Origin of the sequence: Stenotrophomonas sp. TWI377 (assembly GCF_039674525.1) — a bacterium.
In the GTDB taxonomy this organism is placed as follows: Bacteria; Pseudomonadota; Gammaproteobacteria; order Xanthomonadales; family Xanthomonadaceae; genus Stenotrophomonas.
Genome location: NZ_JBDJNT010000006.1, coordinates 1 through 22,310, shown reverse-complemented (window position 1 = coordinate 22,310; position 22,310 = coordinate 1). Strand labels below are relative to the sequence as shown.

Genomic DNA, 22,310 nt, shown 5'->3' with positions numbered 1-22,310 from the left:
CTTACTCCTGACCGAACGCGTCCGCAGGCAGCCCCAGCAGCGCCCACAGCGCCGCGGGCACCCGCTTGGCCGGATGGCGTACCACCCACAGCTGGCGCGACATCGGCGGCACCGGCGTTTCCACGACGCGCACGCTGCCCAGCGCGAGCAGATCGGCCACCGCATGCCGCGACAGGCACGCCAGGCCAAGCCCGGCCGCAGCCGCCTGCTTGATCGCCTCGGTGCTGGCCAACTGCATGGCGCGGGCAAAGTGATGCAGGTGCGGCAGCAGCGCCTGCTCGACCTCCTCGCGGGTGCCCGAACCCGGCTCACGCAGCAGCCAGCGGGCCTGCGCCAGCGCCGCGACGTCCATGCACGTGGGCGTCGTTCCCGGCGCGGCCACGATGACCAGATCATCGCGTTGCCACGGCAGCACCTGCAGGCCGCTTTCATGGCACGGGCCTTCAATCAGGCCCAGATCGACCTCCAGCCGCTGTACGGCCGCGACAACGTCCGCGCTGTTGCCGATCCGCAGGTCCACCTGCGCCTGCGGGTTATCGGCCAGCAGCGCGGCGACGCAGGACGGCAGCAGGTAGTTGCCGATCGTGGTGCTGGCCCCGAGCCGCAGCAGCAGAGGCAGGACGCCGGCGCTGGACTGCCCTGCGCCGGCGAGCCGCTCCAGATCGGCGGCGGCGACCAGCAGCGCGCGGGCCGGATCCAGCAGCGCCCGCCCCTGCGGATTGAGCACCAGCCGACGCCCGATCCGGTCGAACAACGGGCTGGCCAGGTGGCTCTCCAGTTCGTTGAGCGCGGCACTGGTGGCCGACTGCGACAACGCCAGCTGCGCGCCCGCCGCGGCCGTGGTGCCGGCGTCGGCAATGGAGACGAAAACCTGCCATTGGCGGAGGGTGAGGTGCATGAGGCCAATTAACGCACCAAACAGGTCGAATTGACATGAACAATGCGTTTTACAGGTTCATCGGCGACGCGCAGCCTAGGGCTGTGCTTTGACTGGAGACCCTTGTGAACACTTCTGCCGCCGCCCTGCCCTCACCCACCACCGCGCAGCGCTGGCGCGGCCGCCTGCCCGGGCTGCTGCTGACCGGCGCCGTTGCAGCTGCGGCCATGGGACTGGCGCCACTGCCGTGGCTGCAGGCGCACGGCATCAGCGCGCTCACCCTGGCCATCGTGCTGGGCATCGCGCTGGGCAACACCCTTTACCCGCGGCTGGCGGTCCATGCCGGCGCCGGGGTCGGCTTTTCCAAGCACTGGCTGCTGCGGGCGGGCATCGTGCTGTACGGCCTGCGCCTGACCTTCCAGGATATCGGCCAGGTCGGTATCAGCGGGGTGCTGATCGATGCGCTGGTGCTGACCAGCACGTTCGCGCTGGCCTGGTGGGCCGGCACGCGATGGTTCGGTCTCGAGAAGGAAAGCGCCCTGCTGATCGGCGCCGGCAGCTCGATCTGCGGGGCGGCGGCGGTGATGGCGGCCGAACCGGTGGTGCGCGGGCGCGCCGAGCAGGTGACGGTGGCCGTTTCCACCGTGGTGGTGTTCGGCACGCTCGCGATGTTCCTGTACCCGCTGCTGTACCAGCTCAATCAGGCGCACGGCTGGATCCCGATGAGCGCGCAGGTCTACGGCGTGTTCACCGGCTCGACCGTGCATGAGGTGGCCCAGGTGGTCGCTGCCGGGCGTGCAGTGAGTGCGCCGGCGGCCGACACCGCCGTGATTGCCAAGATGGTGCGGGTGATGATGCTGGCGCCGTTCCTGATCGGGCTGTCGATGCTGCTGGCACGGGGCCGCAAGGGAGCCGCTGACGGCCAGCGCGCGAAGATCGTGGTGCCCTGGTTCGCGTTCGGCTTCGTGGCCGTGGCCGGGCTCAATTCGCTGCAGGTGCTGCCGGCGGCCATCGTCAGTGCAGCGATCGATCTGGACACCGTGTTGCTGGCGATGGCGATGGCCGCGCTCGGTCTGACCACGCACGCCTCGGCGCTGCGCAAGGCCGGGATGAAGCCGCTGCTGCTGGCGCTGCTGCTGTTCGGCTGGCTGTTGGCGGGCGGGTTGGGGATCAACCTGGGCGTGCACGCGCTGCTCGGCTGAGGCACGCCGGGCGGACTTCTGCGACACTACCGCATGTCTGAATTCTCCTCCCTGCCGCTGAAACCAGCGCTGCTGCCCGGCATCGATGCCATGGGCTATACCTCGCTCACCCCCGTGCAGGCCCAGAGCCTGCCGGCCATCCTTGAGCGCCGCGATGTCATCGCACAGGCCCCGACCGGCAGCGGCAAGACCGCGGCCTTCGGGCTGGGCCTGCTGCAGGCGCTGGACCCGTCCGTGACCCGCGCCCAGGCGCTGGTGCTGTGCCCGACCCGCGAGCTGGCCGACCAGGTCGGCAAGCAGATCCGCAAGCTGGCCACCGGCATTCCGAACCTGAAGCTGCTGGTGCTGACCGGCGGCATGCCGCTGGGCCCGCAGCTGGCCTCGCTGGAGGCACACGATCCCCAGGTCGTCGTCGGCACCCCCGGGCGCATCCAGGAGCTGGGCCGCAAGCGCGTCCTGCATCTGGGCGGCGTGACCACCCTGGTGCTGGATGAAGCCGACCGCATGCTCGACATGGGCTTTGAAGAGCCGATCCGCGAGATCGCCGGGCGCACCAGCAAGGACCGCCAGACGCTGCTGTTCTCGGCGACCTTCCCGGATGAGATCCGCGAGATCGCCCGCGTGCTGCTGCGCGATCCGGTGGAAGTGACCGTGGAAGGCGCCGATCACGCGCCGGCGATCCGCCACCTGTTCTGCGAGACCGAGCTGGCACTGAAGCAGAAGGCGCTGGCCGGCCTGCTGCTCAAGTACACGCCGGAATCGGCCGTGGTGTTCTGCAACACCCGCCGCGATGTCGACGATGTCGCCATTTCGCTGCAGCAGTTCGGGTTCTCCGCGCTGCCGCTGCACGGCGAGATGGAGCAGCGCGACCGCGATGAAGTGCTGGTGCGCTTCGCCAACCGCAGCTGCAACGTGCTGGTCGCCAGTGACGTCGCCGCGCGGGGCCTGGATGTGCAGGATCTGGCCGCGGTGATCAATTACGAGCTGCCGACCGATATCGAAACCTACGAGCATCGCGTTGGCCGCACCGGCCGCGCCGGTGCCACGGGCCTGGCGATCAGCCTGGTGACGCACCGCGAGCGCAACCGCGCCGATGCGCTGGAAATGGCACAGGGCAAGCCGCTGGACTGGCAGAAGACGCCGCTGGCCACCGCGCGCCCGCCGGTGCTGCCGCAGGCCGCGATGACCACGCTGCGCATCGATGGCGGCAAGACCGACAAGCTGCGCCCGGGCGACATCCTCGGCGCACTGACCGGCGATGCCGGGCTGGCAGCCAAGTACATCGGCAAGATCGACATCTACGCCACGCGTTCGTATGTGGCAATCGCGCGCGAACATGCCGGCCGGGCGATCGCCCAGCTGGAGGCCGGCAAGATCAAGGGCCGCCGGTTCCGCGTCCGCAAGATGGATGTCTGAGCGGTAGAGCCGACCGTTGGTCGGCTGATCGCTTCACGCATTGGGTAGAGCCGACCGTTGGTCGGCTGCACTTGCGTCGGGGCGTTTGAGGTGCCGGCCAGCGGCCGGCACTACCAGTGCCGGCGCGCCCGCGCGGATGTCCGGCTCAATAGACCAGGTTGGCCAGCAGCGGGACGTCATCCGTCCAGCGGTCGCGGCCGCCAAGGCCCGCCAGTTCCACCAGCACGGCCGCGCCGACCACCTCGACCTGCAGCTGGCGGGCCAGCGACAACGCCGCCAGCAGGGTGCCGCCCGTGGCGAGCACATCATCGATCACCAGCACGCGTGCACCGGCCGGCAAGGCATCGGCGTGCACTTCGATGCTGTCGGTGCGGTATTCCAGGGTGTAATCCTGGCGCAGCACCTTGCCCGGCAGCTTGCCCGGCTTGCGCACCGGCACGAAGCCCACGCCCAGCACCCGCGCCATGGCCGCGCCGAGGATGAAACCGCGCGACTCGATCCCCATCACCGCCTGCAGATTGGCGTCGCGCCAGGGCGCGACCATCGCATCGATGGCGGCCGCGAAATCCGGGCCGTCGGCGAGCAACGGCATGATGTCCTTGAACAGGATGCCCGGCTTGGGGAAATCGGCGATGTCGCGCAGGCGGCCGGCCCAGGCGGGCGTGGCGGAAGACTCGGTCATGATCGGCACAGCACAAAGGGTGGCATAGGGTAACCGAGCGCCCTACGAGCTGCAGGACAGCATCGAGCAGCCGGCCTTCACACGCGCCCACTCGGGTCGCTTGGCCGCGAAGTGCTCGCGCCCGGGCTGCACGTCATACGGGCGCCGCAGCACCTCCAGCAGCGTGTGCACGCCACTGAGATCGCCCTGCTCCGCCTGCTCGATCGCCTCCTGGGCCAGCCAGTTGCGCAGCACGTAGACCGGGTTGGCGCGGCCCATCTGCTGCTGACGCGCCTGTGCACTCAAGCCATCGGAACGCAGGCGCACCGCGTACTGCTGCAGCCATGCCTGCAGCGACGGCAGCACCGCTTCGCGACGGGCCGGGCTGTAGAACGCCTCCTCCAGCACCGCCACCGAAGGCGATGCAGGATCGATCGCCATCAGCCCGCGGAACGCGAGCGTCATGTCCATCTCGCCCTCGTGCAGGATCTCCAGCCAAGCCGCCATCAACGCCACGTCGTCATCGCGGCAGCCGTCCAGGCCCAGCTTCGCGGCGATGTCGGCGCGCTCGCATTGCGCGTGCACCTGCTGGAAGCGCGCCAGCCCGTCATGCAGCGGGGTGACATCCTCGAACAGCGGCGCCAAGGCCTGCGCCAGCCGGGTGAGATTCCAGTACGCCACCTGCGGCTGCGTGCCGAAACGATAGCGTCGGCCCTGCGCGTCGGTGGTGTTGGGGGTCCACTCGGTATCGTAATCCTCGACCCAGCCATACGGGCCGTAATCGATGGTGAGCCCGAGGATGGAGAGGTTGTCGGTGTTCATCACGCCATGCACGAAACCGACGCGCATCCAATGCGCGACAAGCACCGCGGTGCGCTCGCAGATGTCGGCAAACCAGCGCGCATGGCGCGCCTCGCCCGCCTCTGCCAGCGCAGGAAAATCGCGCGCGATGCAGACATCGGCCAACTGCCGCAGCAACGTCGTGTCGCCGCGCGACGCCGGCAGTTCGAAGCTGCCAAAGCGGATGAACGACGGCGCGACGCGACACACGATCGCGCCGGGCTCGGCTTCAGGGCGACCGTCGTAGAACATGTCGCGCACCACGGCATCGCCGGTGCCAACCAGACTCAGCGCCCGCGTGGTCGGCACACCGAGGTGATGCATCGCTTCGCTGCACAGGAACTCGCGGATGGACGAGCGCAGCACCGCCCGCCCGTCGGCGCCCCGCGAGTACGGTGTGCGCCCGGCACCCTTCAACTGCAGCTCCCAATGCGCACCATCCGGAGTGAGCAGCTCGCCCAGCGAGATCGCACGGCCATCGCCGAGTTGCCCCGCCCAATGGCCGAACTGATGCCCACCGTAGTTGGCCGCCCACGGTGCCATCCCGGCATACAGCGCATTGCCGCCGAACACCCGCGCGAAATCCTCGCTCTCGATCAGGTCCTCGCCCATGCCCAACAGCGTGGCCACCTCAGGCGAGTACGCCAGCAGCTGTGGCGCGGCGACCGGCGTCGGCATGACCGAAGACCACGCGGCCTCGCGCACCTCCCGCACGCGCGGGCCGGTTTCCGGGTCGCCGGGCAGGTCGCGGATGAAACGGTTGTCGAAACGCAGGGGCTGGGTGCTCATCGGTATGAAATGGGGGCAGACCGGCTGCCCCGCAAGTTCAGCGCGAACCGCCGCCGAGGTTCAACGGACCGCCGCGCTCCACCGCACGCTGGTACGCCGGGCGCTGCTCGATCCGCGCCAGGTACGCCTGCAGCCGTGGATAGGCGGTCATGTCGCCACCGCGCGCGCCGGCGGCCTGGATCGGGAAGCTCATCTGGATATCGGCAGCGGTGAAGCGTTCACCGGCAAACCACGGCGACTGGCCGAGCTCGCGTTCCATCCAGTCCATGTGCAGCTTTACCTGCGGACGCACGAAGCCGTTCAGCGCCTTGTCGGCGATGGAGCGTGCGATCGGCTTGGCGAAGAACGGCATCGGCGCCTTGCGCAGCCGCGAAAACACCAGCGTCATCACCAGCGGCGGCATTGCCGAGCCTTCGGCGTAGTGCATCCAGTAGCGGTAACGCACGCGCTCGGGGGCCTGGGCCGGCATCGGCTCGGGCGAGAGCTGGCGGCCGCTGTCGTAGCGGTCGGCCAGGTATTCCAGGATCGCGCCGGATTCGGCCAGGACCAGGGCATCGTCCTGCAGCACCGGCGATTTTCCCAGCGGGTGCACGTCGCGCAGCGCCTGCGGTGCCAGCCAGGTCTTGGGATCGCGCTGGTAGTTGACGACCTGGTACGGCAGGCCCAGTTCTTCGAGCATCCACAGCACGCGCAGCGAGCGCGAGTGGTCCAGATGGTGCACCTTGATCATCGAGGGTTCCGCAGGGTCAAAGCGGCATCGTAACCGGGCAACAGGAACGATGACGTCTTCAACGGGGTCTGCGATGACGTCTTCAACGGCTCTGCGTCGACGATGGCCGGACGCCGCCCAATAAAAAACGCCGGAAGCTTTCGCTTCCGGCGTTTTAGGCGACCTTACGGTGGCGGGGGGTCGATTAGACCGCCTGCACCTGGTCAGCCTGCATACCCTTCTGGCCCTGCACGGCGACGAAAGTCACCTTCTGGCCTTCCTGCAGCGACTTGAAGCCGGTGCCCTGGATCGCGCGGAAATGCACGAAGAGGTCCGGGCCGCTTTCCGGGGTGATGAAGCCGAAGCCCTTGGCGTCGTTGAACCACTTCACGGTGCCCTGCTGACGATCAGACATGTACTAACTCCTGAAACAATAGTTGAAATAATCGCGGCCGCCGCGTATCGGAGCCGAGACTGAGTTGCAGGCGTTGGTAAAGCGGATCGATGAGCAGATCGTGAGATCAACTGCACCAGGCCACGATTCACGGTGACCCTAGCAAACACAGTGTGGGTGACGATACTCGTGTTTTACCGAAAAAGCGATAGCTGGGTGATTCAGCCATCCTCCCCCTCCCGCCTGACAGGACAAGGGGTCGGGCGATCCTACACGAAATCGCACCCCCTATTCAGATTTTTCCTACCTTAAGATCAGCCAAATGACCGATGCCCCGACCCCTAAAGTTCACATCTGGGTGGACGCCGACGCCTGTCCGGCCGTCATCAAGGAGATCCTGTTCCGGGCCGCCGAGCGCGCCGGGATCGAGATGACGCTGGTCGCGAACCACTGGCTGCGGACCCCTCCGTCCCGTTTCATCCGCTCGATCCAGGTTCCGCCGGGCTTGGATGTGGCCGACAGTGTGATCGTGGAACGGGTCCAGCCGGGCGATCTGGTCGTCACGCAGGACATCCCGCTGGCGGCCCTGGTGTTGGACAAAAAGGCCGTCGCATTGAACCCGCGCGGCGACCTGTACACCCCGAACAACATGGCCGAGCGGCTGTCGATGCGCAATTTCATGGAGGAACTGCGCGGCGCCGGCGTTCAGACCGGCGGCCCTCCGCCGCTGCATGCGCGGGACAAGCAGGCCTTTGCCGCGCAACTGGACCGCTGGCTGGCCAAGCGTTCGGCAAGATGAACGGACGGATGGCGGGTCGAGGTCCGGCGCGGCGGAAAGTCGCGGCCCGGTAGTGCCGGCCGCCGGCCGGCTCCTCCGTAGCGCTTGGTGACCACCACACACCCCGGCAGCCGGCCAGCGGCCGGCTCTACAGGTGGAGCGACAGGCCGCTGGTGAACGTGCGCCGCTGCCCGGTCAGCGGGTCATCGAATGTCAGTTCCTTCGCCAGCAACTGCAGCGGCGTATCCGCCGGCCCGTCCGCGAGCAGGTCTGGGTACAGATCATCGCCCAGGATCGGCGCGCCCAGCCCCGCCATGTGCACGCGCAGCTGGTGCTTGCGGCCGGTGACCGGGTGCAGCCGGTAGCGCCAGACCGGTCCGGTGCTGTCGGCCACCTCGATGCGGGTTCGGGCATTGGGCTCACCGGGCGCCTCGGTCATGCGGAAGAACGGCTCACCGGGGACCAGTCGCGTATGGCGTTCCAGCGGGAACGCCAGGGGCGGCAATGCCGGCGCCAAGGCTTCGTACACCTTCTCGATGCGCCGCTCGCGGAACAGGCGCTGGTAGGCATCGCGGCTGTCTGGCCGGGTGGAGAACAGCACCAGCCCGGCGGTCAGCCGGTCCAGGCGGTGCAGCGGCACCAGATCCCGGTTGCCGGTGCGCGCCACCAGCCGGGCCAGCAGCGTCTCGCGCACGTAACCGCCGGCAGGAGTGACCGGCAGGAAGTGCGGCTTGTCGGCCACCAGCAGGTCCGCGTCCTGGTGGACGATGGCCTCGGCGAAGGGAATCACCGGCTCATCGGCCACTTCACGGAAATACACGATCTCCAGCCCCACCTGCCAGGCCTGGTCCGGCGCGAGCGCCCTGCCCTGCGCGTCCTGCACCCGCCCCCGGGCGAAGCGGTCTGCCCACTGCGCGCGGTCGATGCGCGGAAAGCGCGCACACAGTCCCTCCAGCAGGCTCGGCCAGTCGCCGGGGGGCAACTGCAGGCGGCTGGGTGCGGGGGCAGCGAGGATCGGATCGGACGGGCTCATGGCGAACCATTATCATGGCGCTCTTTGTTTCAGGTATCCCCATGGCCCTCACCGCCACCATCCGCAAGGCCGAACTACAGATCAGCGACATGGATCGCGGCTATTACGCCAGCCATACGCTGACGCTGGCCCAGCACCCGTCCGAGACCGACGACCGCCTGATGGTGCGCCTGCTCACCTTCGCGCTGAACGCCGATGACCGGCTGGAGTTCGGCCGCGGCCTGAGCGTGGACGACGAGCCGGACCTGTGGCGACGCGACTACACCGGTGACGTCGAGCTGTGGATCGAACTGGGCCAGCCCGACGAGTCGCGCCTGCGCAAGGCCGCCGGCCGCGCGCGCGCGGTGCAGCTGGTCACCTACGGCGGCCGCGCCGCCGACATCTGGTGGGACCGCAACGCCTCCGCACTGAAGAAGCTGTCCACGCTGGACGTGATGGACCTGCCGGGCGAGTTCGTCACCGAATGGGGCGCGCAGATCGAACGCACGATGCAGTGGGACGTACAGATCCAGGACGGCGAAGTGCAGTTGACGTCCGACAAGGCGCAGCTCAGCGTCATCCCCACCTGGCGCAAGCAGAAGCCGCAGGCGTGAGTGTGATCCGCTGTGATGTGCTGGTCATCGGGGCCGGCGCGGCCGGGCTGATGTGCGCGATGACCGCAGGCAAACGCGGGCGCCTGGTGCAGGTGATCGACCATGCCAACAAGGTTGGCAAGAAGATCCTGATGTCCGGCGGCGGGCGCTGCAACTTCACCAACACCGGCACCACGGCGGCCAACTTCCTGTCGGCCAATCCGCACTTCTGCAAATCCGCGCTGGCCCGTTACACGCCATACCACTTCATCGAGATGGTGGAGCGGCACGGCATCGCGTATCACGAAAAAGAGCTGGGCCAGCTGTTCTGCGACATCTCCTCCAAGCAGATCGTGAAGATGCTGGTGGACGAATGCCAGGCCGCCGGCGTGCAGATCCGCACCGACTGCGGCGTGCAGAAGGTGGAGCGCGGCGCGGACGGCTTCCACGTGCACACCGCGCAGGGGCACTTCCATGCCGCCTCGCTGGTGGTGGCCACGGGTGGCCTGTCGATCCCGAGCATGGGCGCGACCGGCTTCGGCTATGAGCTGGCCCGCCAGTTCGGTCATGAGGTCCTGCCGACCCGCGCCGGGCTGGTGCCACTGACCCTGAGTGGCAAGCATCAGGAGCGCTTCAACGATCTCAGCGGCGTGGCCCTGCCGATCGAAGCGCGCTGCAACGGCACCGAGTTCCGCAACTCCATGCTGATCACCCACCGCGGCATCAGCGGCCCGGCGATCCTGCAGATCTCCTCGTACTGGCAGCCCGGCGATACGCTGCACCTGGACCTGCTCCCCGGCCAGGACGCGCTGGAGTGGCTGCGCCGGATGAAGGCCGAACGCGGTGCCGCCGAGCTGCGCACGGTGCTGTCGGAGGTGTTGCCGCGCCGGCTGGCGCTGCGCCTGTGCGAGCACTGGCTCCCGGACCGGCTGGTGCGCCAGATCGACGAGCCACAGCTGCGCGAGGCGGCCGAGCTGTTGCAGAATTTCCCGCTGGTGGCCAGTGGCACCGAGGGGTACCGTACCGCCGAAGTGACGCTGGGCGGAGTCGACACCCGGAAGGTGTCCTCCAGTACCTTTGAATCGCACGTGGTTCCCGGCCTGCACTTCATTGGGGAGGTGCTGGACGTGACCGGCTGGCTGGGGGGCTACAACTTCCAGTGGGCCTGGGCCTGTGGCCATGCGGCAGGGAGCGTGGCCTGAGCCGGAACCAGCGTTCCGTGATCGGCTACCGTTTGCCGCATGGACGTAGTCACACGCATCGTGTATCAAGTTTGCAGTCCGGGGAGTAGTGAATGCAGAACGCGAATGACATGACGGTCCGCCTGCTGATCGTGGACGACAGCGGCGAGAACGCCGAGACCATCGTCAGCACGCTGCGCAACAGCGGCATCGCGGTGCGCCCGACGCGCCCGCAGCACAGTGAGGAACTGGCCCAGGCACTGGGTACCCAGCCGATCGACCTGGTGCTGGTCACCGCGGCGCAGAGCATCCCACTGCTGCAGGTGACCCAGCAGATCGCGGCCAGCGGCAAGGACATCCCGATGATCCTGCTGGCCGAATCGATCAACGAAACCGAGTGGGTCGAGGCCGGGGCCAATGGCATCCGCGCCATCGCCCTGCGCCACCGCCCCGAGCACCTGCTGGCGGTAGTGCGCAACGAATGGACCGATCTGCATGCGCGCCGCGGGCTGCGCCGGATCGAGGCGCAGATGCGCGAGACCGAGCGCCGCTGCGATGCGCTGATCTCCTCCTCGCGCGACCCGATCGCCTACATCCATGAAGGCATGCACATCCGGGCCAACGAGGCCTACCTGGAGATGTTCGGCTACGAAACCTTCGACGATGTGGAAGGCATCTCGCTGCTGGACATGGTCGCCCCGCAGCATGTGGACGGCTTCAAGCAGCTGCTCAAATCCATGAGCAAGGGCGATGCGCCGCCGCCGCAGTACCAGGTGGATGCGCGCAACCAGGACGGCGCGGTGTTCCCGGCCACGATGGAGTTCACCCAGGCCAGCTATGAGGGCGAATCGTGCCTGCAGGTGGTGTTCCGCCGCCGCATGGAGTTCGATCCGGAGCTGGCGCGCGAGGTCGAGGACCTGCGCCAGCGCGACCAGGTCACCGGCCTGCTCAACCGCCCGACCTTCATGTTGCATGTCGAACATGCCGTGGCCCAGGCCGGTCGCAGCGAGGGCCGGTTCGGCCTGCTGTTGATCGAACCGGATCATTACGCGCGCCTGCTGCCGGAGATCGGCCTGGACTCGGCCGACACGCTGATCGGTGCCCTCGCCCGCGTGCTGGCCCACTCGGTGGGCGACACCGCACAGGTGGCGCGCTTCGGCGAGCACAGCTTTGCCGTGCTGACCGAAGCGCCCTACGCGCAGACCGTCGCCCTGGCCGACCAGATCCGTGAGGCATTCGCCTCGCAGGTGTTCAGCATCGGCGAGCGCTCGGCCACGGTCACGGTCAGCGTGGGCGGTGTGCAGGTCGGTGAAAAGATCGCGAGCATCGGCCAGGTGCTGGCGCGTGCCACCGAGTGCACCCAGGCGGCACTGGAGCTGGGCAACACCACCCGCGTATTCGATCCGGCCGCGGTGGATCGCGTGGAAGAAGAACGCATCCAGCACTGGGTGGCACGCATCCGCCAGGCCTTGGCCGGCGATGGCTTCCAGCTGCATTACCAGCCGGTGCTCAACCTGCAGGGCGAAGCGCTGGAGCTCTACGAAGCCTACCTGCGCCTGGACCACAACGGCGAGCTGCTCAGCCCGACAGCCTTCCTGGGCATCGCCGAGGATCACGGGTTGCTGGCCGACATCAACCGCTGGGTGGTCACCCACGCGATCGGCATGCTCGCCGCGCGCAAGCGCGAGGGCCATGTGACCCACCTGATGGTGAAGATCACCCCGGAGTCGTTCAACGACCCGCAGATGATCGCCACGCTCCGGCGCGAACTCGAGGCGCAGGGCGTGCCGGGCGAACAGCTGTGGCTGCACGCGCCGGAGGCCAAGGTGTTCACCCACCTGCGCAATGCCCAGCAGTTCCTGGCCGCGGTCGCCCCGCTGGGTTGCCGGATCGGTCTGGAGCAGTTCGGATCAGGGCTGGATTCGTTCCAGCTGCTGGCGCACTTCCAGCCGCAGTTCCTCAAGCTGGACCGCGACTTCACGTCCGACTTCGCCCGCACCCGCGAGCACAGCGAGAAGATCAGCGAGATCACCGCGCGTGCGCAGGCCGCCAACATCCGGACCATCGCCGAGTTCGTCGCCGATGCCAACTCGATGAGCCTGCTCTTCAGTGCCGGCGTGGACTACGTGCAGGGTGAGTTCGTCGGCCCGGCGGGGCCGGTGATGAACTTCGACTTCAGCTGAGCGTCTGAGCGTCACGACCAACGGTCGTGACCTACGGCTTCCCGGACATCCGGGTGCGCTGCCGGCGCATCCCGGTGCGCCGCATGGGCGTCACGGCGCGGCGCGTGGGCATCTGCGCGCACCACACCGGTAGATGCCGACCGTTGGTCGGCATCCCTCCTTCCGATCAGGCCATCTCGACCAGGTTCGGAATCTTCACGTCGGTGGCGACATCGGCGTCGTAATCCACGCCTTCCACGCCGAACCCGAACAGACGCAGGAAATCAGCCTTGTAGCCGGCCAGATCGCTGATCTCGTACAGGTTCTCGTTGGTCACCTGCGGCCACAGCGCGACCACCTCGCCCTGCACCTCCGGTGCCATTTCCTTGTAGTCCGCGCGCAGGCGGCCGGCGTCATCGATCAGCTCGACCTTGCGGCCGCCATCGGTGACCAGATCGTGGCGCAGGCGCTCGGTTGCGGTGCCCGCATCCTTGCCGCCGTAGAGGATGTCGTACAGCGTATCGAGCTGCTCGATGCAGCCTTCATGCGTGCCCTTGGCCTTCATCACCTTGAACAGCAGCGACAGGTACAGCGGCATGGTCGGGATGGCCGAGCTGGCCTGGGTGACCACCGCCTTGAGCACCGACACGCGCGCATCGCCACCGATCGGGGCCAGCTTCTGGCGCAGACCGACGACCTTCTCGTCCAGATCCTTCTTGGCCGCGCCGATGGAGCCGTTCCAGTAGATCGCCTGGGTGATTTCCTCACCGACATAGGTGAAGGCCGTGGTGGTCGCGCCCTCGGCCAGCACACCGGCCTCGAGCAGCGCATCGATCCACATCTGCCAGTCTTCGCCGCCCATGACGGCGACGGTGCCGGCGATCTCTTCGGGCGTGGCCGGCTCGATCGTGGTCTCGGTGATCACTTCCTTGTCGGTATCCAGGCCACGCAGCGTGATCGGCGCACCGATCGGCTTGAGCGTGGAGCTGATCACTTCACCGGTCTTGGGATGCTTGCGGCGCGGCGCGGCCAGGCTGTACACCACCTGGTCGACCTGGCCGAGGTCCTGCTTGATCAGCTCGATGACCTTGGCCTTGACCTCATCGGAGAACGCATCGCCATTGACGCTCTTGGCGTACAGACCGGCCTGCTCGGCGTACTTGTGGAACGCGGCGGTGTTGTACCAGCCGGCGGTGCCGGGCTTGGTCTCGGTGCCCGGGCGCTCGAAGAACACGCCCAGCGTGGCGGCATCGCTGCCGAAGGCGGCAGTGATGCGCGCGGCCAGCCCGTAGCCGGTGGAGGCGCCGAGCACCAGCACCTTCTTCGGGCCATTGGTGATCTTCGGCTTGGACTGGATGTAATCGATCTGCTGCTTGACGGCCGCATCGCAGCCGACGGGATGGGTGGTGACGCAGATGAAGCCGCGCACACGCGGTTTGATGACCATGTAAACCTCGAGGGGACTGGCGCAGGGCGGACCGGCGCGATGAAAAGGGAGGTCGCGCGCCACCGGAGCGGCTGCGCGGAACGCAAGGGATCGTAGTGCGCAGCGCTGCTTAGTACAACCGACGGGGGTGTATGTTCCTCGTGGCCTGGGACCGGTGAGGGCAGGTCGGGACGCGCCGTGAATCCGCCCCTGGAGGCTCGACATCCGCATCCATGCGGGTGACGGTCCCGCCCTGCCCTCACCGGCCCCTGCCCGACACAGGGTCGCTGCGGACGGAGAGCAGCCACGCATGGCGTGGCTCTACCTGCCACACCTGACGCTGTGACGAGTGCAGTGGATGCTGACTCTTGGAGATTGGCCGACTGTCGCCGAACCAGGATCGCGCGTGCAGAGAGTCACCAATGCCAAGGCCGATTCTTGCCCCACGTAGATCCACGCCAGCGCGGGTGCCGTTGCTTTGCTTTGCGTGGCTTTGCTTTGCGTGGCTTTGCTTTGCGTGGCTTTGCCTTGCTTCGCTCTGCCCTACCAACCGCCATCCAGCCCCCTGTCTGGAGGGTGACGGATAGCGATGTGCAGGACCGTTGGAGCGCCATGGATGGCGCTCACGAGCCCCCAGGGATGGGTTTACGGCGGGTCCAGCACAGCGCTATCCGTCGCCCTCCAATAGTGAACATCCAAGGCGCCGCTCTGGCTGCGGCTCTGGGTCTGGCTCCAGCTCCGGCTCCGGCTCTAACTCCGGCGCTGGCCCCAAACAAAAAGAAAGGCCGCGCAATGCGCGGCCTCTCAGATGTTTCACACCACCAGAAAACTTACGGACGACGCTCCAACGCTTCCACGTCCTTGGCCTTCGGCAGCAGATCCTGCTTGGTCACCGCCAGCGCGCCCATCGTCAGCAGCGGGCAGGCAATGAAGATCGACGACAGCGTACCGATCACCGCACCGATCATCTGGCTCAGCGCCAGCCCTTCCAGCGAACCACCGCCGTACAGGTACAGCGCCAGCACCGACAGGAAGAACACCAGCGAGGTGATGATCGTGCGCGACAGCGTCTGGTTGATCGACCGGTTCATCACTTCCAGCGGCTCCACGCGCAGGCTGCGGAAGTTCTCACGCACACGGTCGAAGACCACGATGGTGTCGTTGATCGAGAAGCCCATCACCGACAGCAGACCTGCCAGCACGGTCAGATCGAACTCACGGCCACTCAGCGAGAAGTAACCGGCCACCACCAGCACGTCGAACAGCGTGGTGATGATCGCCACCATCGCGAACTTCCACTCGAAGCGGAAACCGATGTAGATCAGGAAGCCGATCAGCACGAACAGCGCTGCGTACAGGCCGTTCAGCGCCAGCTCTTTACCCACCTGCGGGCCGACAAACTCGGCACCCACGATGGCGGCCTGGTTGCCCTCCATCGAGATCGCTTTCTGCACGGCTTCGGCGGTGCGGTTGTTGGCCTCACCGGCGTTCTCGCCTTCGGCCATCTCCTGCGGCTGCAGACGGATCAGCAGGTTGCTGCCGCTGCCGAAGCTCTGCACCTGGGCCCCGGCATAGCCGGCGCCTTCCAGATGGTCGCGCACGGCATCGACGTCAGCGGGCTTGTCGAAGCGGACTTCGACCACGGTGCCGCCGGTGAAGTCCAGCGCGTAGTTGAAGCCCTTGAAGGCAATGCAGCCGATGGCGGCAATGAACACCAGCGCCGCCAGGCCGATGGCCACCCAGCGGGTGCGCATGAAGTCGAACTTGGTGTCGTTCGGGATCAGATGCAACGGGAAAAGTTTCATGGTTTCTATTCGCTTCCCGTCAAATGGCCAGGGTCTTGAGCTTCTTGCGGCGGCTGTAGACCAGCACGGCAAGGGCACGCGAGACGGTGATTGCAGTGAACATGGAGGCCAGGATGCCGACGATCATGGTCACGGCGAAGCCCTTCAACGGACCGGTACCGAACGCATACAACGCCACACCCGCCAGGATGCCGGTGAGGTTGGCGTCCAGGATGGTCCCGGAGGCCTTCTCGTAACCGGCCACGATGGCCGTCTTGGGCGGCATGCCGGCCCGCAGCTCTTCACGGATACGCTCGTTGATCAGCACGTTGGCGTCGACCGACAGGCCGATCGACAGCGCCAGACCGGCGAAGCCGGGCAGCGTCATCGTCGCACCGAACAGCGACATCACCGCCACTACGATCAGCAGGTTGAACAGCATGGCCACCGAGGTGATCACGCCGAACATCCGGTAGTACACGGTGAAGAAGATAAGCGTGAACAGGAACGCGAAGCCGACCGCGGTCACGCCGCGCTCGACGTTCTCCGCACCCAGGCTCGGGCCGACGATGCGTTCTTCAACGAAGTCCATCGGTGCGGCCAGCGAACCGGATTTCAGCAGCTTGGCCAGGTTTTCCGCCTCGGTCTTCTCAAGGCCGGTGGTCTGGAAGTTCTTGCCGAACACGCCGTTGATGTTGGCGACCGAGATCACTTCTTCCTTGACGCGGAAGCTGCGCACTTCCTTGCCATCGACCACGTTCACGGTCGGGATGCGTTCGGTGTAGACCACCGCCATCGGCTTGTTGACGTTGGCGCTGGTGAAATCAAACATGCGCTGGCCGCCGACATTGTTCAGCGTCACGCTCACGGCCGCAGCGCCGTTCTGGTCGGTGGTGGCCTGGGCGGCGACCATCTGGTCACCGGTCACGATCACGCGCTTGTTGAGCAGGATCGGGCCACGGTTGTCACGCTGCTGGTAGACCTTGGCCTCCGGCGGGATACGGCCGCTGGTGATCGCGTCCTGGGCATTGCCCTCGACCACGGCGCGGTACTCCAGCGTCGCGGTGGCACCGATCATGCGCTTGGCTTCAGCGGTGTCCTGCACGCCCGGCAGCTGCACGACCACGCGGTCGGCACCCTGGCGCTGGATGATCGGCTCGGCCACGCCGAGCTGATTGACGCGGTTGCGCAGCGTGTTGACGTTCTGCTCGATGGCGCCGTTGGCGATCGCGGTCAGTTCCGTCTCCGGCATGCTCACGGTGATGCGGTTGCCCGCCACCTCGTAGCCCAGCGTCGGCTGCGCCTTGACCATGACTTCGCGGGCGCGCGCGGCGGCATCGGCACCGGCGGACGGGCTGATGGTGGCCACGATGGTGTTGTCGCCACGACGCTCAACCGACTGGTAGGCGATGCGGGCATCGCGCAGGCTGGTCCGCACGTCTTCGGCGTAGGCGTCCAGACGCTTGTCCAGTGCAGCCTTCTGGTCGACCTGCAGCACGAAGTGCACGCCGCCCTGCAGATCCAGGCCGAGCACCATCGGCTTGGCGCCGAGGTCGCTCAGCCACTCCGGCACGGTGGAGGCCAGGTTCAGGGCGACCACGTAGTCCTCGCCCATCTCGTCGCGCAGGGCGTCGTTGGCGGCGGTCTGCGCCTGCAGCGTCGGCAGGCGCACGATCAGGCTGTCGCCTTCCTTGGCCACCGACAGCGGCTCCACGCCGGCCTGCTTGAGGTCACCCAGCACGCGGTCGCGCAGGGCGTCGTCGATCTGCCCGCCACGGTTGGCGGTGATCTGCACGGCAGGGTCCTTCTGGTAGATGTTGGGCAGTGCGTACAACGCACTGACCGCCAACACGATCAGGATGAGGAAATACTTCCAGCGTGGAAATTCGAGCATTGCTTGGGTCCCGCGCGGTGCCCGTCCCGGCACCGCGGTTGAACGGAAAGGGAGTGGATCAGTTGGCCGACTTCAGCGTGCCGGTCGGCAGCACATTGCCCACGGCGCCCTTCTGCACGCGGATGCGCACGTTCTCGGCCACTTCGATGGTGATGAAGTTGTCGCCGATGTCGGTGACCACGCCGGCGATGCCGCCGTTGGTCAGCACTTCGTCACCGCGCTTGACCTTCTCCAGCATGGCCTTGTGTTCCTTCTGGCGCTTCATCTGCGGGCGGATCATCAGGAAGTACATGATCGCGATCAGGATGATCGGGAACAGCAGGGTGGTCAGACCCATGCCCTGCGGCTGGCCACCGGCGGCCTGGGCGTTGGCGGTGGGAATCAGGAAGGCGAGCAGGTTCATAGTGTGTCCTTGGGTTGGGAGGCGCCCTGCCCTCTTTGAGGGTCGGGGAGTCGCCGCGAAACGGGGGTCAGCCTCGAAGTATGCCATGGCCCCGGGAGTTCGTCCTTGGGCCGTTTGGCAGGGTTCGCGCGCTGGATCGGCTGGCGGGGGGCACTTTACAGCGCGGGCGTGACCGCACCACGGGCCGCGTAGAAGGACTCGCGGAAGGCGGTAAAGGTTCCCGCCGCGATCGCCTCGCGCATGTCGGCCATCAACTTCTCGTAGTAATAGAGGTTGTGGATGGTGCCCAGCATCGGCGCCAGCATCTCGTTGCAGCGGTCCAGGTGGCGCAGATACGAGCGGGTATAGCCGCTGGTGCAGGCATGGCAGCCGCAGCCCGGCTCGATGGTGTCCATGTCGCGCTCGTAGCGGGCGTTGCGGATGCGGACCGTGCCGAACGAGGTGAAATAGTGGCCGTTGCGGGCATTCCGGGTCGGCATCACACAATCGAACATGTCCACGCCGCGGGCGACGCCTTCGACCAGATCCTCCGGGCGGCCGACGCCCATCAGGTAGCGCGGGCGATCGGCCGGCAGGATCGGGTGCATATGGTCGAGCATGGCGTTGCGTTCGTGCTCGGGCTCGCCCACGGCCAGGCCGCCGATGGCGTAGCCGTCGAAGCCGATCTGCTGCAGACCCTCGGCCGAGCGGCTGCGCAGGTCGTGATGGACGCCGCCCTGGACGATGCCGAACAGCGCCGCGTCGTTGCCCAGTTCATCGTGCGCGTTACGGCTGCGCTGCGCCCAGCGCAGGCTCAGCTCCATCGAGGTGCGCGCGACCGGCTCGGTGGCCGGGTACGGGGTGCACTCGTCGAAGATCATCACCACGTCCGAATCGAGCACCTTCTGGATGCGCATGCTCTCTTCCGGGCCCAGGAACACACGGGCGCCGTCGGTCGGCGAGGAGAACGTCACGCCCTGCTCGGTGATCTTGCGGCGGTGGGCCAGCGAGAACACCTGGAAGCCGCCGGAGTCGGTCAGGATCGGGCCGTTCCAGCGCGCGAAGCCATGCAGGCCGCCGTGGTCGGCGATCACGTCCAGGCCCGGGCGCAGGTAGAGATGGAAGGTGTTGCCGAGGATGATTTCCGCACCCAGCGCGCGGATCTGCTCCGGCAGGATGCCCTTCACCGAGCCATAGGTCCCCACCGGCATGAAGGCCGGGGTTTCCACGGTCCCGCGCGGGAAGGTCAGGCGGCCGCGGCGGGCGCGACCGTCGGTGGTCTGGAGCTGGAACTGGAGTCGGGACATGGAGCGGTCATTCGGGCAAATAGTCTGCCATTGTCGCCGAAAACGGCCGCGCCTGCCCCGCTGCCGTCATTCCCCCTGCGGGAACAGCAGCATCGCATCGCCATAGCTGAAGAAGCGGTACTTCTCCGCGATCGCGGCCTGGTAGGCCTCGAACACCCGGGCCTGGCCGGCAAACGCCGAGATCATCATCAGCAGCGTGCTTTCCGGCAGATGGAAGTTGGTCACCATCGCGTCCACGCTGCGGATCCGGTAGCCCGGCGTGATGAAGATCTGGGTTTCCCCGGCGTAGGGCAGCAGTTCGCCCTCGCGCATGGCGCTTTCCAGCGCGCGCACCACGGTGGTCCCGACGCCGATCACCCGGCCGCCCGCAGCCCGGGTGCGGCGCACCTGCTGGACCAGTTCAGCCCCGACGTTCAGCCACTCACGGTGCATCACGTGTTCTTTCAGATCGTCCACGCGGACCGGCTGGAAGGTGCCCGCACCCACGTGCAGGGTCACGTGGCCGAACGCCACGCCCTTGTCCTTCAACGTGGCCAGCAGGGCCTCATCGAAGTGCAGGCCGGCGGTCGGGGCGGCCACCGCGCCGATCTCGCGCGCGAACACGGTCTGGTAGCGCTCGCGGTCGTCCACGCCCGGTTCGCGCTGGATGTAGGGCGGCAGCGGCAGCCGACCGGCGTGCAGCAGCCATTGCTCCAGCGCCTCGGGCACGTGGAACTGCAGCACGTAGAACTCGCCGTCGCGGCCCAGCACCTCGGCCTCGCCACCGGCGTCGAGCGCGATGCGGCTGCCTGGCTTGGGCGACTTGCTGGCGCCGACCTGCGCGCGGGCCTGCTGGCCACCGAGCAGGCGCTCGATCAGGATCTCGACACGGCCGCCGCTGGCCTTCTGGCCGAACAGACGGGCCGGGATCACCCGGGTGTCGTTGAAGACCAGCAGGTCGCCGGGCTGCAGCAGGTCGGGCAGATCGCGCACCTGGCGGTGATCAAACGCGGCCGGGGCCGGCGGCACCACCATCAGGCGGCTCGCCGAGCGCTCGGCGAGCGGCGCCTGGGCAATCAGTTCAGGCGGCAGGTCGTAGTTGAAATCGGACTTCTTCAAGGGAGCGCACGGCAACGTGTAGGCAATGTCGGCCATTGTACGACTGGCTCTCGGTGGCAACGAAGGATTCGCCAAACGTCGCGCAAAATGCTGCTTTGCAACAGTTTTTGACGGGGTTATCGCGCGAAAAACCGCGTGCTAGCATCGAGCCGGAAGTCTGATGCACGAGCAGGAATGCCCGAAGCGCGCGCGAATAGACGCGCGTTTTGCTTTTCCGCCGTGCCGCCATCGTTTCAGGAGATCTGCAATGAGCTTCATCGAACGTCTCGCCCCGCTCCGCGCCCAGCCCGGCACCCGCCTCACCACCGGCCTGGATGACGCCACCCTCGAACGCCTGGCCGCCGGCCACCCCGCCCTGGTCGCCGCCATCGACGCCGCCGCCGCTGAATTCGAGCGCGTGCGCGCCGATCTTGGCGGCCTGCTGGCACTGGACGAGCGCGCCCAGATCGATGCGATGCAGGAGGGGTTCGTCAATTTCTATGCCGATGATGCGGTCACCCCGTACGTCGCCCTCGCCGCCCGTGGCGCATGGGTGGTCACCCTGAAGGGCGCGGTGCTGTACGACGCCGGCGGCTACGGCATGCTCGGCTTCGGGCACACCCCCGAGGCGGTGATGCAGGCGATGGCCGCGCCGCAGGTCATGGCCAATGTGATGACCCCCAGCCTGTCCCAGCAGCGCTTCATCCAGGCGTTGCGCAAGGAGATCGGCCACCGTCGTGGCGGCTGCCCGTACAGCCACTTCATGTGCCTGAACTCGGGCTCCGAAGCGGTAGGGCTGGCCGCCCGCATCGCCGATGTCAACGCCAAGCTGCAGACCGATCCGGGCGCCCGCCACGCCGGTGCGAAGATCAAGCGCGTGGTGGTGAAGGGCAGCTTCCACGGCCGCACCGACCGCCCGGGCCTGTATTCCGATTCCAGTCGCAAGACTTACATGCAGCACCTGGCCAGCTACCGCGGCGAGGACACGGTGATCGCGATCGCGCCCTATGACGAGGAGGCGCTCAAGCGCGTGTTCGCCGAGGCCGAACAGAACCGCTGGTTTATCGAGGCGGTCTTCCTGGAGCCGGTGATGGGCGAAGGCGACCCCGGCCGCTCGGTGCCGCCCGCGTTCTATGCGCTGGCCCGCGAACTGACCCGCCAGCACGGCAGCCTGCTGCTGCTGGATTCGATCCAGGCCGGCCTGCGCGCGCACGGCGTGCTCTCGATCGTGGATTACCCGGGCTTCGAAGGCCTGGATGTGCCGGACATGGAAACCTACTCCAAGGCGCTCAACGCGGCCCAGTTCCCGCTTTCCGTGCTGGCCGTGACCGAGCATGCGGCGCAGCTGTATCGCAAGGGCATCTACGGCAACACCATGACCTCCAACCCGCGGGCGCTGGACGTGGCCTGCGCAACACTGTCGCTGCTGACCCCGCAGGTGCGCGAGAACATCCGCGTGCGCGGCGAGGAAGCCGTGCGCAAGCTGGAACAGCTCAAGACCGAGCTGGGCGGGCTGATCACCAAGGTCCAAGGCACCGGCCTGCTGTTCTCCTGCGAGCTGGCCCCGCAGTTCAAGTGCTATGGCACCGGCTCCACCGAAGAGTGGCTGCGCAACCATGGCATCAATGTGATCCATGGCGGCGAGAACTCGCTGCGCTTCACCCCGCACTTCGGCATGGACGGCGAAGAGCTGGACCTGCTGGTCGGCCTGGTCGGCCGCGCGTTGAAGGAAGGCCCGCGCCGGGAGCAGTCGCAGGCGGCCTGAGGCCGGCGGTACGAACAACGGCAGCCGACCAACGGTCGGCTCTACCGGGGTTCATGGGGGT

General features: G+C 67.2%; 19 protein-coding genes. 7 read left to right on the top strand and 12 right to left on the bottom strand.

The genetic code is table 11. The features are described 5' to 3' along the window. Position 1 precedes the first annotated feature (1 nt). Positions 2-898 (bottom strand): LysR family transcriptional regulator, encoded by an 897-nt coding sequence (locus ABE546_RS07415; protein WP_346463069.1) that lies wholly within the window; start codon positions 896-898, stop codon positions 2-4. A gap of 104 nt (positions 899-1,002) precedes the next feature. Here ABE546_RS07415 and ABE546_RS07410 point away from each other — a divergent pair, with 104 nt between their 5' ends. Both ABE546_RS07410 and dbpA read left to right on the top strand, forming a co-directional pair. After that, positions 1,003-2,079 (top strand): YeiH family protein, encoded by a 1,077-nt coding sequence (locus tag ABE546_RS07410; RefSeq protein ID WP_346463067.1) that lies wholly within the window; start codon positions 1,003-1,005, stop codon positions 2,077-2,079. 33 nt (positions 2,080-2,112) lie between these two features. Then, positions 2,113-3,495 carry an ATP-dependent RNA helicase DbpA gene (gene dbpA / locus ABE546_RS07405; RefSeq protein ID WP_259260417.1) on the top strand — a complete coding sequence of 461 codons (1,383 nt, stop codon included), beginning with the start codon at positions 2,113-2,115 and terminating at the stop codon, positions 3,493-3,495. A gap of 145 nt (positions 3,496-3,640) precedes the next feature. On the opposite strand, the gene ABE546_RS07400 is transcribed toward dbpA, so the two are convergent. The 4 genes from ABE546_RS07400 to ABE546_RS07385 all read right to left on the bottom strand — a co-directional run bounded on the left by ABE546_RS07400 (position 3,641) and on the right by ABE546_RS07385 (position 6,909). After that, positions 3,641-4,177, bottom strand: a complete 537-nt coding sequence (locus tag ABE546_RS07400) for an adenine phosphoribosyltransferase (RefSeq protein WP_123729042.1) — start codon at positions 4,175-4,177, stop codon at positions 3,641-3,643. Between the two features lie 42 nt (positions 4,178-4,219). Further along, a complete protein-coding gene (locus tag ABE546_RS07395) occupies positions 4,220-5,785 on the bottom strand; it encodes a protein adenylyltransferase SelO (protein ID WP_346463066.1) in 1,566 nt (521 codons plus the stop codon). A 37-nt stretch (positions 5,786-5,822) separates the two neighbouring features. Continuing rightward, positions 5,823-6,515 carry a glutathione S-transferase gene (locus tag ABE546_RS07390; protein ID WP_346463065.1) on the bottom strand — a complete coding sequence of 231 codons (693 nt, stop codon included), beginning with the start codon at positions 6,513-6,515 and terminating at the stop codon, positions 5,823-5,825. 184 nt (positions 6,516-6,699) lie between these two features. Next, on the bottom strand, positions 6,700-6,909 hold the full coding sequence (locus tag ABE546_RS07385; RefSeq protein ID WP_017356920.1) for a cold-shock protein: 210 nt from the start codon (positions 6,907-6,909) through the stop codon (positions 6,700-6,702). Positions 6,910-7,210: 301 nt separating this feature from the next. On the opposite strand from ABE546_RS07385, the gene ABE546_RS07380 reads away from it, so the two are divergent. Further along, complete coding sequence (locus ABE546_RS07380; RefSeq protein ID WP_313218043.1) at positions 7,211-7,687, top strand: YaiI/YqxD family protein; 477 nt, start codon at positions 7,211-7,213, stop codon at positions 7,685-7,687. 127 nt (positions 7,688-7,814) lie between these two features. Here ABE546_RS07380 and ABE546_RS07375 read toward each other — a convergent pair whose 3' ends face one another. After that, positions 7,815-8,699, bottom strand: coding sequence for a pseudouridine synthase (locus tag ABE546_RS07375; RefSeq protein WP_346463064.1), 885 nt, complete (start codon positions 8,697-8,699; stop codon positions 7,815-7,817). Between the two features lie 41 nt (positions 8,700-8,740). Here ABE546_RS07375 and ABE546_RS07370 point away from each other — a divergent pair, with 41 nt between their 5' ends. The 3 genes from ABE546_RS07370 to ABE546_RS07360 all read left to right on the top strand — a co-directional run bounded on the left by ABE546_RS07370 (position 8,741) and on the right by ABE546_RS07360 (position 12,635). Further along, positions 8,741-9,292 carry a YaeQ family protein gene (locus ABE546_RS07370; protein WP_313211577.1) on the top strand — a complete coding sequence of 184 codons (552 nt, stop codon included), beginning with the start codon at positions 8,741-8,743 and terminating at the stop codon, positions 9,290-9,292. Further along, positions 9,289-10,473, top strand: coding sequence for an NAD(P)/FAD-dependent oxidoreductase (locus tag ABE546_RS07365; RefSeq protein ID WP_313218039.1), 1,185 nt, complete (start codon positions 9,289-9,291; stop codon positions 10,471-10,473). The genes ABE546_RS07370 and ABE546_RS07365 overlap by 4 nt, the downstream gene beginning before the upstream one ends. A 92-nt stretch (positions 10,474-10,565) precedes the next feature. Next, on the top strand, positions 10,566-12,635 hold the full coding sequence (locus ABE546_RS07360) for an EAL domain-containing protein (RefSeq protein ID WP_313211575.1): 2,070 nt from the start codon (positions 10,566-10,568) through the stop codon (positions 12,633-12,635). Between the two features lie 166 nt (positions 12,636-12,801). Here ABE546_RS07360 and fabV read toward each other — a convergent pair whose 3' ends face one another. The 6 genes from fabV to queA form a co-directional block, all read right to left on the bottom strand. Beyond that, positions 12,802-14,061 carry an enoyl-ACP reductase FabV gene (gene fabV / locus ABE546_RS07355; protein ID WP_313211574.1) on the bottom strand — a complete coding sequence of 420 codons (1,260 nt, stop codon included), beginning with the start codon at positions 14,059-14,061 and terminating at the stop codon, positions 12,802-12,804. Between the two features lie 809 nt (positions 14,062-14,870). Then, positions 14,871-15,845, bottom strand: coding sequence for a protein translocase subunit SecF (secF, locus tag ABE546_RS07350; protein WP_313211573.1), 975 nt, complete (start codon positions 15,843-15,845; stop codon positions 14,871-14,873). A 19-nt stretch (positions 15,846-15,864) separates the two neighbouring features. Continuing rightward, a complete protein-coding gene (gene secD / locus ABE546_RS07345) occupies positions 15,865-17,718 on the bottom strand; it encodes a protein translocase subunit SecD (protein ID WP_313218035.1) in 1,854 nt (617 codons plus the stop codon). Between the two features lie 58 nt (positions 17,719-17,776). Continuing rightward, positions 17,777-18,121, bottom strand: a complete 345-nt coding sequence (yajC, locus tag ABE546_RS07340) for a preprotein translocase subunit YajC (RefSeq protein ID WP_019183141.1) — start codon at positions 18,119-18,121, stop codon at positions 17,777-17,779. 155 nt (positions 18,122-18,276) lie between these two features. Next, positions 18,277-19,407: a tRNA guanosine(34) transglycosylase Tgt gene (gene tgt, locus ABE546_RS07335; protein WP_176989755.1), complete on the bottom strand. Its 1,131-nt coding sequence runs from the start codon at positions 19,405-19,407 to the stop codon at positions 18,277-18,279. 66 nt (positions 19,408-19,473) lie between these two features. Next, positions 19,474-20,505, bottom strand: a complete 1,032-nt coding sequence (gene queA / locus ABE546_RS07330) for a tRNA preQ1(34) S-adenosylmethionine ribosyltransferase-isomerase QueA (RefSeq protein WP_313211590.1) — start codon at positions 20,503-20,505, stop codon at positions 19,474-19,476. A gap of 247 nt (positions 20,506-20,752) precedes the next feature. Here queA and ABE546_RS07325 point away from each other — a divergent pair, with 247 nt between their 5' ends. Further along, a complete protein-coding gene (locus tag ABE546_RS07325; protein WP_313218031.1) occupies positions 20,753-22,249 on the top strand; it encodes an aminotransferase class III-fold pyridoxal phosphate-dependent enzyme in 1,497 nt (498 codons plus the stop codon). The last annotated feature ends 61 nt before the right edge of the window (positions 22,250-22,310 follow it).

What these genes read in the sequence shown, in the direction of transcription:
- ABE546_RS07325 (WP_313218031.1), top strand. Translation starts at nt 20,753, where the DNA reads ATGAGCTTCATCGAACGTCTCGCCCCGCTCCGCGCCCAGCCCGGCACC.
- ABE546_RS07395 (WP_346463066.1), bottom strand. Translation starts at nt 5,785, where the DNA reads ATGAGCACCCAGCCCCTGCGTTTCGACAACCGTTTCATCCGCGACCTG.
- ABE546_RS07385 (WP_017356920.1), bottom strand. Translation starts at nt 6,909, where the DNA reads ATGTCTGATCGTCAGCAGGGCACCGTGAAGTGGTTCAACGACGCCAAG.
- dbpA (WP_259260417.1), top strand. Translation starts at nt 2,113, where the DNA reads ATGTCTGAATTCTCCTCCCTGCCGCTGAAACCAGCGCTGCTGCCCGGC.
- ABE546_RS07390 (WP_346463065.1), bottom strand. Translation starts at nt 6,515, where the DNA reads ATGATCAAGGTGCACCATCTGGACCACTCGCGCTCGCTGCGCGTGCTG.
- ABE546_RS07380 (WP_313218043.1), top strand. Translation starts at nt 7,211, where the DNA reads ATGACCGATGCCCCGACCCCTAAAGTTCACATCTGGGTGGACGCCGAC.
- secF (WP_313211573.1), bottom strand. Translation starts at nt 15,845, where the DNA reads ATGAAACTTTTCCCGTTGCATCTGATCCCGAACGACACCAAGTTCGAC.
- tgt (WP_176989755.1), bottom strand. Translation starts at nt 19,407, where the DNA reads ATGTCCCGACTCCAGTTCCAGCTCCAGACCACCGACGGTCGCGCCCGC.
- ABE546_RS07370 (WP_313211577.1), top strand. Translation starts at nt 8,741, where the DNA reads ATGGCCCTCACCGCCACCATCCGCAAGGCCGAACTACAGATCAGCGAC.
- secD (WP_313218035.1), bottom strand. Translation starts at nt 17,718, where the DNA reads ATGCTCGAATTTCCACGCTGGAAGTATTTCCTCATCCTGATCGTGTTG.
- yajC (WP_019183141.1), bottom strand. Translation starts at nt 18,121, where the DNA reads ATGAACCTGCTCGCCTTCCTGATTCCCACCGCCAACGCCCAGGCCGCC.
- ABE546_RS07415 (WP_346463069.1), bottom strand. Translation starts at nt 898, where the DNA reads ATGCACCTCACCCTCCGCCAATGGCAGGTTTTCGTCTCCATTGCCGAC.
- fabV (WP_313211574.1), bottom strand. Translation starts at nt 14,061, where the DNA reads ATGGTCATCAAACCGCGTGTGCGCGGCTTCATCTGCGTCACCACCCAT.
- ABE546_RS07360 (WP_313211575.1), top strand. Translation starts at nt 10,566, where the DNA reads ATGCAGAACGCGAATGACATGACGGTCCGCCTGCTGATCGTGGACGAC.
- ABE546_RS07400 (WP_123729042.1), bottom strand. Translation starts at nt 4,177, where the DNA reads ATGACCGAGTCTTCCGCCACGCCCGCCTGGGCCGGCCGCCTGCGCGAC.
- ABE546_RS07375 (WP_346463064.1), bottom strand. Translation starts at nt 8,699, where the DNA reads ATGAGCCCGTCCGATCCGATCCTCGCTGCCCCCGCACCCAGCCGCCTG.